General features: G+C 67.5%; 14 protein-coding genes. 7 read left to right on the top strand and 7 right to left on the bottom strand.

Annotated features, from left to right (window positions below):
- A partial coding sequence (locus AX744_RS01035) for an ABC transporter ATP-binding protein (protein ID WP_061015144.1) occupies positions 1–1,949 on the bottom strand: 1,949 nt, incomplete at its 3' end.
- Between the two features lie 164 nt (positions 1,950–2,113).
- Here AX744_RS01035 and AX744_RS01030 point away from each other — a divergent pair.
- Entirely contained in the window at positions 2,114–3,592 is a 1,479-nt protein-coding gene (locus AX744_RS01030; RefSeq protein ID WP_046749596.1) for an MDR family MFS transporter, read from the top strand.
- A gap of 34 nt (positions 3,593–3,626) precedes the next feature.
- Here AX744_RS01030 and AX744_RS20435 read toward each other — a convergent pair whose 3' ends face one another.
- The gene (locus AX744_RS20435; protein ID WP_170224175.1) at positions 3,627–3,773 is read right to left on the bottom strand and encodes a hypothetical protein; all 147 of its coding nucleotides are present in this window, start codon (positions 3,771–3,773) and stop codon (positions 3,627–3,629) included.
- Positions 3,774–3,868: 95 nt separating this feature from the next.
- On the opposite strand from AX744_RS20435, the gene AX744_RS01025 reads away from it, so the two are divergent.
- Positions 3,869–4,480: a 1-acyl-sn-glycerol-3-phosphate acyltransferase gene (locus AX744_RS01025; protein WP_061015143.1), complete on the top strand. Its 612-nt coding sequence runs from the start codon at positions 3,869–3,871 to the stop codon at positions 4,478–4,480.
- Between the two features lie 2 nt (positions 4,481–4,482).
- Here AX744_RS01025 and AX744_RS01020 read toward each other — a convergent pair whose 3' ends face one another.
- On the bottom strand, positions 4,483–4,686 hold the full coding sequence (locus tag AX744_RS01020; RefSeq protein WP_061015142.1) for a hypothetical protein: 204 nt from the start codon (positions 4,684–4,686) through the stop codon (positions 4,483–4,485).
- Positions 4,687–4,755: 69 nt separating this feature from the next.
- Here AX744_RS01020 and AX744_RS01015 point away from each other — a divergent pair, with 69 nt between their 5' ends.
- Positions 4,756–5,283 (top strand): DUF6328 family protein, encoded by a 528-nt coding sequence (locus AX744_RS01015; protein ID WP_061015141.1) that lies wholly within the window; start codon positions 4,756–4,758, stop codon positions 5,281–5,283.
- Between the two features lie 30 nt (positions 5,284–5,313).
- Here AX744_RS01015 and AX744_RS01010 read toward each other — a convergent pair whose 3' ends face one another.
- Positions 5,314–5,859 carry a Dps family protein gene (locus AX744_RS01010; protein ID WP_046749600.1) on the bottom strand — a complete coding sequence of 182 codons (546 nt, stop codon included), beginning with the start codon at positions 5,857–5,859 and terminating at the stop codon, positions 5,314–5,316.
- 154 nt (positions 5,860–6,013) lie between these two features.
- On the opposite strand from AX744_RS01010, the gene AX744_RS01005 reads away from it, so the two are divergent.
- The 4 genes from AX744_RS01005 to AX744_RS00990 all read left to right on the top strand — a co-directional run bounded on the left by AX744_RS01005 (position 6,014) and on the right by AX744_RS00990 (position 8,071).
- Complete coding sequence (locus AX744_RS01005) at positions 6,014–6,472, top strand: GNAT family N-acetyltransferase (protein ID WP_061015145.1); 459 nt, start codon at positions 6,014–6,016, stop codon at positions 6,470–6,472.
- Between the two features lie 107 nt (positions 6,473–6,579).
- On the top strand, positions 6,580–6,879 hold the full coding sequence (locus AX744_RS01000) for a Fe-S cluster assembly protein HesB (protein ID WP_045262755.1): 300 nt from the start codon (positions 6,580–6,582) through the stop codon (positions 6,877–6,879).
- 122 nt (positions 6,880–7,001) lie between these two features.
- Complete coding sequence (locus AX744_RS00995) at positions 7,002–7,667, top strand: hypothetical protein (protein WP_157543487.1); 666 nt, start codon at positions 7,002–7,004, stop codon at positions 7,665–7,667.
- Positions 7,668–7,726: 59 nt separating this feature from the next.
- Complete coding sequence (locus tag AX744_RS00990) at positions 7,727–8,071, top strand: helix-turn-helix domain-containing protein (RefSeq protein ID WP_046749603.1); 345 nt, start codon at positions 7,727–7,729, stop codon at positions 8,069–8,071.
- Positions 8,072–8,084: 13 nt separating this feature from the next.
- Here AX744_RS00990 and AX744_RS00985 read toward each other — a convergent pair whose 3' ends face one another.
- From AX744_RS00985 to AX744_RS00975, 3 genes are all read right to left on the bottom strand, one after another.
- Positions 8,085–8,660, bottom strand: a complete 576-nt coding sequence (locus AX744_RS00985; RefSeq protein WP_046749604.1) for an alpha/beta fold hydrolase — start codon at positions 8,658–8,660, stop codon at positions 8,085–8,087.
- 159 nt (positions 8,661–8,819) lie between these two features.
- The gene (locus tag AX744_RS00980; protein ID WP_061015140.1) at positions 8,820–9,374 is read right to left on the bottom strand and encodes a GNAT family N-acetyltransferase; all 555 of its coding nucleotides are present in this window, start codon (positions 9,372–9,374) and stop codon (positions 8,820–8,822) included.
- Positions 9,371–10,594 (bottom strand): ATP-binding cassette domain-containing protein (locus AX744_RS00975; protein WP_061015139.1); only part of this gene is annotated, 1,224 nt, incomplete at its 5' end. The genes AX744_RS00975 and AX744_RS00980, both read right to left, overlap by 4 nt.

The following is a 10,594-nucleotide window of genomic DNA, read 5'->3' as shown; positions in this document are numbered from 1 at the left end:
CTGTCGGCGCGGCGCTCAGCGAGAGGAGCCGCAGCGCCGCCCGTCACCGCCTCCTCGACCGCTGCCTCGGTGTCGAGCACCCGCGACGCCGCCACCTGCTCAGCAGCGAGTTCGGCATAGAGTCCACCGAGCGCCAGCAGCTCGGAGTGAGTGCCGGACTCGATGATGCGCCCCGCTTCGAGCACGTGGATCACGTCCGCGCCCATCACGGTCGAGAGCCGGTGGGCGATGGAGAGCGTCGTGCGCCCCTTCGCGGCCTCGTCGAGCGCTTCCTGCACCACGCGCTCCGACACCGTGTCGAGCGCCGAGGTCGCCTCGTCGAGGAGTAGCACCGGCGGGTCCTTCAACAGCACGCGGGCGATCGCGATGCGCTGCTTCTCCCCGCCGGAGAGCCGATACCCGCGCTCGCCCACCACGGTGTCGTACCCCTGCTCGAAGCCGGCGATGATGTGGTGGATGTTGGCGGCCGTGCACGCCGCGATCAGCTCTTCCTCGGTGGCATCGGGCTTCGCATAGCGGAGGTTGTCACGGATGGTCGCGTGGAACAGGTAGGTCTCCTGGGACACGATGCCCACGTTGTCGATGATCGACTCCTGCGTGAGGGTGCGCACGTCGGCGCCCGCGAACATCACGGCCCCTCCCTTCGCCTCGTACAACCGCGGCGCCAGGTACAGGATCGTGGTCTTGCCCGCGCCCGACGGGCCGACGAACGCGACGTGCTGACCCGGTTCCGCCGTGAACGACACACCGTCGAGAGTCGGCCTGGCGTCAGCCGAGGCATCGGGGTAGCGGAACACGACCTCGTCGAACTCGATGCGCCCGCGGGGTCCAGGAGCCTGATCGACGGTGATCGCGTCGGGGGCGTCCTGGATCTCCGGCACGAGGTCGAGGTACTCGAAGATGCGCGCGAACAGCGCGGACGAGGTCTGCAGATCGAGCGAGACCCTCATGAGGCCCATCAACGGCATGAGCAGCCGCGCCTGCACGGTGGTGAAGGCGACGACGGTTCCCGCGGTGATGGCTCCGGTCCCGCCCGCGATCAGATAGCCGGAGACGAGATAGATCACGGCGGGCACACTCGCCATGATCACCTGCACGACGGCGAAGAACCCCTGGCCGCTCATCGCACGCCGCACCTGGAGCACGACCTGGTTGCGGTTCTCCGCCTGGTACCGCTCCGACTCGGTGCGCTGCCGGTTGAACGCCTTCGACAGCAGCATGCCCGACACGCTCAGGGTCTCCTGGGTGATCGAGGTGAGCTCGGACAGCGACTCCTGCGTCTCCCCCGCGATCCTGGCGCGCACCTGCCCCACCTTGCGCTGCACGACGATCAGGAACGGCATCATGACGACGGCGATGAGCGTCAGCCGCCAGTCGATCAGGATCATCGCGACGAGCGAGGCGATCACGGTCACGACGTTGCCGAGGATGCTGGTGACGGTGTTGGTCAGCACGCCGGACACGCCACCCACGTCGTTCTGCAGCCTCGACTGGATGACGCCCGTCTTGGTGCGCGTGAAGAATCCGAGCTCCATCGCCTGCAGATGCTCGAAGAGCTTCACGCGCAGATCGCCGGTGACGCTGTTGCCGACGGTCGAGGTGAGCCAGGTCTGCGCCACCCCCAGCCCCGCGGAGACCAGGAACAGCGCGACCATAGCGGTGACGAGCCAGGCCAGCAGTTCGAGGTGCGGGCTTCCGCCGTCCACCGGGAACAACGCGTCGTCGAAGATGCGCTGCACGATCAGCGGCGGGATGACCGCGATCGCGGCGCCCAGCACGACCAGGATGCCCGTGAAGAGGATGCGCCAGCGATAGGGGCGGAACAGGGAGACCACCCGCGCCCCGAGACCGTTGATCCGCGGCGCCTCGGCGTTCAACTTCCGCTGCGCGTCTTCATCGACTCCGCGGAAGCCACCTCCCCGCGGGCCACCGCCCATGCCGCCGCCCATGCTCATTGCGCCAGCGTACCCACGCGCGCGGACATCGGGCCGCGTGTATCCGCCTTCAGCGGATATCTGTGAATACGGAATGAAATGTCCGCTGCTGCCGTTACGCTGAATGACTCTTGCGAACTCTCGCGATATCCATTTCTTCTTCGCCCTGGAGGCCGCCCATGTCTGCCGTCGATACCGGCTCCATCTCGACGACTCCCGCCGCGGCAGGGGGCGAGATCCCCCGCAAGGACATGCGGGTGATCTGGCTGCTGCTCGTCGCCGCCTTCGTCGCCATCCTCAACGAGACCACGATGGGGATCGCGATCCCCCATCTGAACACCGATCTCGGCATCCCGCCCGAGCTCGGCCAGTGGCTCACGAGCGCCTTCATGCTCACCATGGCCGTGGTCATCCCCACGACCGGGTTCATCCTGCAGCGGTTCACGACGCGCCAGGTCTTCATCGCCGCGATGATCGCGTTCTCCCTCGGCACGCTCGTCGCTCTCGTCGCCCCCGGCTTCGCCGTGCTGCTCGTCGGCCGTGTCATCCAGGCCGCAGGTACCGGCATCATGATGCCGCTGCTGATGACCACGATCATGAACGTCGTGCCGCCGCAGTCCCGCGGTCGCATGATGGGTCGCGTCGGTCTCGTCATCTCGCTCGCTCCCGCGATCGGCCCGACCCTCGCCGGAGCCGTGCTCGAGCTCGCCAGCTGGCGCGCGCTCTTCGGCATCATCCTCCCCATCTCGCTCATCGCCCTCTTCATGGGTGTGAAGTGGATGACGAACCTGGGTGAGACGCGGTCCGTGCCGCTCGACGTGCTCTCGATCCCGCTCGCGGCTCTCGGGTTCGGCGGGATCGTGTTCGGTCTCAGCCAGTTCGGCGGCGAGGGCGGATCCGGCGAGACCGCAGGGATCATCTCCCTCGTGGTCGGTGCCGTCTCACTGGGGCTCTTCGTGTGGCGTCAGCTCGTGCTGCAGCGCATCGACGACGCGCTGCTCGACCTGCGCGTGTTCCGCTCGAGCAACTTCACGCTGTCCGTGATCATCATGTCCATCCTGGCGCTGTCGATGTTCGGCACGCTGACCCTGCTCCCGCAGTACCTGCAGAACGTGGCGGGGCTCAACCCGCTCCAGTCCGGCCTGATCCTGCTCCCCGGTTCGCTGCTGATGGGCCTGCTCGGACCGATCATGGGCCGTGTCTACGATGCGCGCGGCACCCGCCCGCTGCTCATCCCCGGCACGATCATGGTGTCGGCGTCGCTGTTCTTCTACTCGACCGTCGGTGAGCACACCGTGTGGTGGGTGCTCATCATCGTGCAGGCTGTCATGTCCGTCGGTCTCGCGATGTCGTTCACACCGCTGTTCTCGGCATCGCTGGGTTCGCTCCCGCGGTCGCTGTACTCGCACGGTTCGGCCGTGCTGAACACACTGCAGCAGGTCGGTGGCGCGGCAGGTGTCGCACTGCTCCTCGTGACCTACTCGTCGATCCTGCACGCGGGCGAGCAGGAGGGCCTGACGACTGCGGTCGCCGGCGCTCCCGGCGCACGCATGGCATTCCTGATCGCGGCGATTATCTCGCTGGCGACTGTGGCGCTCAGCCCGTTCGTCCGCAAGCCTGCAGACGATGCGGGCGAAGGGTTCCACGGCGGGCACTGACCGCGCCGGGACGGCCTGAGATGGCGTCTGCTGCTTACTCGCTCTTCGGGGCGGGGAAGTGGCAGACGCCATTGCTGCAATAGCCGGCCGCTTCCCCCTCGAGCAGGTTCAGAGAATCCAGGAGCGGCTGCAGCCCGACGGGCGCGTCCTGCTGCACGGAGTCCTGCTGCGTTTTCTTCATCCCTCGATCGTACGCCTGCCTGGAGGGAGTGGCACCGAAGGCGCCCGTAGCACGTCGACAGCAGATCGACAGCCGTTCTCCCCTACGGTTGAGCCATGCTCAAACGACTCCTCGCCCGCGTGTTCTGGGCGTTCAGCAGATGGAAGCTCGTGAGCGAGTCGGCGCCGACGCGTCCGACGGTGCTCGTGGGAGCACCCCACACCTCGAACTGGGACTTCGTGCTGATGCTCGCCATCGCGTGGAAGCTCGACATCAGCGTGCACTGGCTCGGGAAGAAGAGCCTCTTCCGCGGTTGGCGAGGTCCGATCATGCGGCGTCTCGGCGGTATCCCCGTCGACCGCACCGACCCGGCGCGCGTGGTGAAGGATGTCGTGGGCCAGGTGCACGACGGCACCGTCTTCGGACTGGTGGTCACCCCCGACGGAACACGCGGGGGCAACGAGTACTGGAAGTCGGGTTTCTACCGGATCGCACGAGAGACGGGCATGCCGGTCACTCTCGGTTTCGTGGATCGGACGACCATGACCACCGGCCTCGGACCGACGATCGATCTCACCGGAGACGTCACAGCCGACATGGACCGGATCCGCGCGTTCTACGCCGACAAGGCGGGCGTGCGGCCCGACCGACGTACCGAGCCGCGGCTGCGCGAGGAACTCCCCACGACCACCGAACCCGAGTCTCCTCAGGACGCGCCGGCGCCGTGACCTCAGTCCTCGGCCTCGCTGTGCTTTCGCGCGTAGGCGAGGTCTGATTCGCTGAGGGACTCCACCATCCCGACCACGGCGCCGGTGATCACCCGGATCTCCTCGCGCACGGCATCGTCCAGATGAGAGGTGTCGCTGTTCAGCACGGCGCGGCGCCCGTCCTGCGAGAGCTCAGGCCACCAGTCGCGGATCGGTGGGAGCGTCATCTTGCACTCCTTCGTTCGGGGGACGCAAGCGGCTGGACAGCGCCAGGTCGGGAAATCCACACTGAGGCCATGACATCAGACCCATCGCGTGGAGAACACGAGCGCGACGACCGTGTCGACGGACGCGACGAGACCGCCAACGAGCGGGCGGATCGCAACTGGGACGAGTTGCTGCAGGAGTTGCGGGTCATGCAGACCGGCACCCAGATCCTCACCGGCTTCCTTTTGGCTGTCGCCTTCCAGCCGCGGTTCACCGACATGGACGAGCTCCAGCGTGACCTGTATGTCGTCCTCGTCGCTCTCGCAGCCGTGGCGACTATCTTGGCCCTCGCGCCGGTCGGAATGCACAGGGCGCTGTTCGGACGTCGTCGCAAGCCCGATCTCGTCCGCATCGCCGCCCGGGTCGTACGTATCGATCTGGTCGTGATCGGTGCGTTGACCGTCGGGGTGACCACGCTGATCGTCGACTTCACGGTGAATCGGACGGCGGGTGTCATCGCTCTCTTCGCGGCGCTCGTCCTGATCGGAGCCCTATGGCTCGCTCTGCCCCGAGTCATGCGCGGAAGGCCTCTCACCCGCGGAGCAGGACCCGAATGAAGAGGGCGTGGTCCGCGGGTGAGAGGACGCTCAGCGTCCCGCGGGGCTGCGGTTCTCCGCGCTGACCATCCAGGCGAACTGTTCGAGCCGCTCGATGATCGCGTGCAGCAGGTCCGCCGAGGTCGGATCCTCCTCGTCGACGGCATCGTGCACGTCGCGAGCGGTGGCCACGGCCGCCTCCAGGCGCTCGGTGACCAGGTCGATCGTCTCGGTGGTGGACACCTCTCCCGCCGGGAACTCGGGAAGCGAAGAGGTCTTCGCGATGGTGGCACTGCGCCCGTCCGGCACAGCGTGCAGGGCACGCATGCGCTCGGCGATCGTGTCGCTGAAGGTGCGAGCGTCGTCGATGATCTCGTCGAGCTGCCGGTGCGTATCGCGGAAGTTGCGTCCCACGACGTTCCAGTGGGCCTGCTTGCCCTGGATCGCGAGATCGAGCAGGTCGACCAGCACCGCCTGCAGGTTCTTCGCGAGCGTGGTCGAGGCGGTGAAGCCTTTCTCCGCGTTCTGCTGCCTGGTCGTCTTGACCGCGCCCTTCGTCGAGCCGCCGGTCTTCTTGGTGGTTGTGGTTTCAGCCATGGTGTGACCTCCTGATCGCGACGCTAGCCTTGGCGATCCTCCACGGCGAGGGGGTTGACACCGCGGGCGCCCACCCCGGAATGTGACTCGGGTGAGTGACGCAGACATCGTGAACGAAGAGCACCGCCCCGACCAGCACGCCGCACCGGGTGAGGTGGTCATATCTCCCATCAGCGACCGCGACGCCGGCGAGGTGCTGACCGTGCAGAGGGCGGCCTTCGTGTCGGAAGCGGCGATTTACGGGAGCGTCGACATGCCACCGCTGACGCAGACGCTCACCGAGCTGGAAGCGGAACTCCGCTCCGAGTCCGGGTTGACAGCACGCATCGACGGGCGGCTCGTCGGCGCGATCCGGTACGTGGAGCAGGACGGGCTGTTGCTGATCGGCAGGATCGCGATCGCACCGGACATGCAGGGCGAGGGAATCGGCCGCCTCCTGCTCGAGAGCGCCGAGAAGGCGTCGAACGCGGATGTGGCCGAGCTGTTCACGGGCAGTCTGAGCGAAGCGAACATCCGCCTCTACGAGTCGTGCGGGTATGAGGAGCACGAGCGTGTACCTGACGGCGACGGCACCGCGCAGGTGTTTCTGCGCAAGAACCTGCGAGCAGGGTAAGAGCCTCCTCCGAATCCCCGCAAGGGGGTTGAGACCCTCGCCGAGGTTCGGCATCGTAGCCCGGACATGTCGCGACCGTGACATGCCCCAACCGGAAGGAGAGTCTCGTGCTCACCCTCACCGACAACGCCTCCGCCATCGTGACGACTCTGGTGAGCCGTCAGACCGACGCCCCGGATGCCGGGCTCCGCATCCACTCGACAGAGCCTCAGAACGCAGAGGGCGGTGCGCGCCTCGCCGTGCTCGTCGCCGCCGACCCGGAGCCGCAGGACCAGGTCGTGGAAGTGGCCGGCACCCGGCTCTTCCTCGATGAGTCGGCAGTCGCTGCGCTCGACGACAAGATCCTCGATGCCGGCGTGGACGACGAAGGCTCCGTGTCCTTCGCCGTCACCCCACAGGTCGCCTGACCGAAGGATTCCGGATGCCGCGGCCGAATCGGTCGCGGCATCCGTCTGTCCGGAATATCACGATCCGACCCCGTCGGCCTGCCCGTTGCTGCGTCGTCGCCCCCTATCGATACCGTGAGACCATGCGACGTCCACTTCTGCCTGCGCTGGCTCTCGCCGGCGCGGCTCTCCTTCTCGCCGGCTGCACCTCAGCTCGCCCCGCAGCCGAGCCCACCACCGTGCCCAGTTCTGCACCCTCGTCGCCGACCCCTAGTCCGACCCCCACGGTGGAGCCACGGATCGTCGTGTCCCTCGACGGCATCGCCGTCACCGACGAGACGGGCACCCGCGACGCCGCGCTCGACGACACCGAGGCGGTGCTCGACCTGTTGGAAGAGACGACGGGAGAGCTCCCGGAGCCGGAGAAAGTGGAGACCTTCCCGGGTTACGACTTCTCGTTCGTGAACTACATATGGGACGGCTTGCGGGTGTTCACCGACACTGAGCACGAAGGTCCGGCCTCTGTGGCGATCACCGGAGCGTCACTCGACGGTGTTCCGATCACCGCCGCAGACGGTCTCTCCGTCGGATCCACGCGTGCCGAGCTCCTCGATGCGGGCGCCTGGGCGCTCGACGATGCCGAGGACCCCGCCACCGCCGAGTTCCTCGGCCTGGGAGGACGCGAAGCGCCAGGGACCGAGTCGCTCAGCCACCCTGGCTCCACCGGCATCATCTACACGCTCTTCTGGTTCGACGGCGACACGGTGAAGCAGATCCAGGTCCCCGCGAACGACTACAGCGACCTCTGAACGACATCACGTACCCTGGAAGCAGTCCGCAAGCCCGTGCGGATCATCGAAAGGCCCCCGTGAAGATCTCCCTGCTCCGCCGTTTCGTCGTCCTGGCGGATGAACTGCATTTTCCGCGCGCGGCGGACAAGCTCGGGATTCCGCTGGCTTCGCTCTACACCTCGATCGACAAGCTCGAAGCCGAGGTGGGCCACCCCATCGTGCACCGCGAAGGTCCGACGCGGCTCACTTCCGTGGGCGAGCTGCTGCTCGTGGAGGCGCGTGCCGAGGTCGCGGCTGCGCCGGAGCCGGTTCGCAGCGCCCCTGCCCCTGCCGGAGGCAAGGCCAAGGCGTCGAAGGGCAAGGGGCGTGCCCCCGCGGTGAAGGGCCAGCCGAAGCCCTACAAGAAGCGGCAGGGCCGGTAGGCGAACGGGTCGCTCAGTCCCAGTCGAGGTACTCCTCGATCACGACGGCCGTCTCGATGGGGAAGGTCATCGGGAACATGTGGTCGCCACCTTCGATGGTCTTCACGCTCGCGCGCTCGGGCGCCGTGGACTGCAGCTGCTCGCCGTTCGCCGGAGGCGTCTCGATGTCCTTGCTGCCCTGGATGATGAGAACGGGCATCACCGGCGCGAGCGGCGTCGCGTCGTCTTCGACGGCCAACAGGGCCAGGCCGTTCACGCGGTCGGCGTGGGCGACGGCGAAAGCACGCGCCACCGTACCGCCGAAGCCGTGTCCGCCGATCCAGGTGTCTCCGAGGCCCACGTGGTCGATCACGGCGAGCGCGTCGTCAACCCGCGCAGCCAGCGTCGCCTCGTCGTGCTTACCCTCGGCACGGTGGCCGATCCGCAGCACATGGAAGCCCGCTTCCTCCGCAAGGTAGTGCGCCACGACGCCGAGCACATCCGCCGCCACGTCGCGCTCCTGGATCAGGACCAGCTTGACGGGTCCGTCTCCCTCGTCGACGAAGGGGATGGCGCGGCCGTCGGGCTCGAAGATCTGGGTCTCGGTCATCGGCGTCAATCTCCTCGTGCCGTCAGGGTCAGGAACTCAGGCGGAACGCCCACGGCGGACACCAGCGACCGGACCGCGACCGGAGCCGCCGTGCTCCAGCGTATCCCGACCTGGCGGTCAGCGAGACGACGACACCTTCGAGCGCACTCGGTCAGATGATCACCAGGCGCGCCCGCGGAGATCGATGGCACCTGCCGGCCACGAATCCAGCCGAGCCTCGACCGGGAGCAGCAGAATCGGCGGCCCCGGCGGCTGCGTGACCGGGCGCCCGGCGCGATCGACCGATTTCTCGGCTGCCGTGACCCGCTGCCACCCGCACGACGCGTAGAAGGGGACGACGTCCTCACGGCACCCCAGGTAGCCGAACTCGATACCACCGGCCTCGATCATCGACGCGGTCGCGGCCGCCATGAGTCTCGCACCCGCTCCTTCGCCCCGCGCACGCGGAGAGATGAGGACTCCGCCGACACCCGCGATCACGACCTCTGCGGTGCCGACGCCGATCGTCCGCCGCGCCCAGCCGACGTGGCCCACCACGTCGTGCCCGAGTCGAGCGATGACGTGCAGGTCATGGGGCGCGTAGCCGTAGGGCTGATCGGGGTCCCACTCGCCGAACGGCGCGAGATACTCCACGTCGAACAGTTCCCGCAGCCGCGCCACGTCATCCTCGGTCAGACGCTCATGGGGGACGGTCTCGATGACGAAGGTCGTCACGCCTCGACCACCTGCCCCGCCTCCACTCTCCAGTGGCGGTCGGTCTTCACGGTCGCGAGCATCCGCCGGTCGTGGGTCACGAGCAGCAGGGTTCCTTCATACGACTCGAGGGCCTGTTCGAGCTGCTCGATCGCGGGCAGGTCGAGGTGGTTCGTCGGCTCATCCAGGACGAGGAGGTTGATGCCACGGGCCTGGAGCAGCGCGAGTCCTGCGCGGGTGCGCTCTCCGGGCGAGAGTTCGTCGACCGCACGGGTGACGTGGTCGGCCTTGAGCCCGAACTTCGCAAGGAGGGTGCGGATCTCGCCCGAAGCCATCTCGGGGACCAGAGCCTCGAACGCCGTCGCGAGCGGCGGCGAGCCGGTCAGTTGCGCACGGGCTTGGTCGATCTCACCGATCTGCACGCTCGCGCCGAGGCTCGCCGTCCCCTCGTCGGGAAGCTGACGTCCGAGCAGCCCGCGAAGGAGCGTCGACTTGCCCGCACCGTTGGGGCCGGTGATGCCGATCCGCTCCCCCGCGTTGACCTGCAGCGACACCGGGCCGAGTTGGAACGTCCCCTGTCGGAACACTGCGGAACTCAGCGTCGAGACGACGGAGCTGGAGCGCGGCGCCGAGCCGATCGTGAACTCGAGCTGCCACTCCTTGCGCGGCTCGTCGACTTCTTCGAGCCTGGCGATCCGGCTCTCCATCTGGCGCACCTTCTGCGCCTGCTTCTCGCTCGATTCGGCCGAGGCTTTGCGCTTGATCTTGTCGTTGTCTGGCGCCTTCTTCATCGCATTGCGCACACCTTGGCTCGACCACTCGCGCTGAGTTCGCGCACGGGAGACGAGGTCGGCCTTCTTGTCGGCGAACTCGTCGTACTTCTCGCGCGCGTGTCGACGGAGCGTGGCCCGCTCCTCCAGGTACGAGTCGTACCCGCCCCCGAACACCCTGTTGCTGCCCTGCGCCAGGTCGAGTTCCAGCACACGGGTCACACACCGCGCCAGGAACTCGCGGTCATGGCTGACCACCACGGCACCGCCACGGAGCCCCTGCACGAACGCTTCGAGTCGCTCGATGCCGTCGAGGTCGAGGTCGTTCGTCGGCTCGTCCAACAGCGCGATGTCGAAGCGCGAGAGCAGCAGTGTGGCGAGTCCGACCCGAGCAGCCTGCCCACCCGACAGCGACGTCATCATCGTGTCGGCGGGATCATCGCCGAGGTCGAGTCCGAGCTCGGCAAGCAC

Source organism: Microbacterium sp. CCH5-D1, from assembly GCF_001557335.1.
GTDB classification, from domain to species: Bacteria; Actinomycetota; Actinomycetes; order Actinomycetales; family Microbacteriaceae; genus Microbacterium; species Microbacterium oxydans.
The sequence above is the reverse complement of the archived record's forward strand: the minus strand, read 5'-3'. Positions and strand labels throughout refer to the sequence as shown.

Bases quoted from the DNA above. Each gene is read 5' to 3' on its own strand.
- AX744_RS00995 (WP_157543487.1), top strand. From the start codon at position 7,002: ATGCGACGTCCACTTCTGCCTGCGCTGGCTCTCGCCGGCGCGGCTCTC.
- AX744_RS01025 (WP_061015143.1), top strand. From the start codon at position 3,869: ATGCTCAAACGACTCCTCGCCCGCGTGTTCTGGGCGTTCAGCAGATGG.
- AX744_RS01020 (WP_061015142.1), bottom strand. From the start codon at position 4,686: ATGACGCTCCCACCGATCCGCGACTGGTGGCCTGAGCTCTCGCAGGAC.
- AX744_RS01010 (WP_046749600.1), bottom strand. From the start codon at position 5,859: ATGGCTGAAACCACAACCACCAAGAAGACCGGCGGCTCGACGAAGGGC.
- AX744_RS01030 (WP_046749596.1), top strand. From the start codon at position 2,114: ATGTCTGCCGTCGATACCGGCTCCATCTCGACGACTCCCGCCGCGGCA.
- AX744_RS00985 (WP_046749604.1), bottom strand. From the start codon at position 8,660: ATGACCGAGACCCAGATCTTCGAGCCCGACGGCCGCGCCATCCCCTTC.
- AX744_RS01015 (WP_061015141.1), top strand. From the start codon at position 4,756: ATGACATCAGACCCATCGCGTGGAGAACACGAGCGCGACGACCGTGTC.
- AX744_RS20435 (WP_170224175.1), bottom strand. From the start codon at position 3,773: ATGAAGAAAACGCAGCAGGACTCCGTGCAGCAGGACGCGCCCGTCGGG.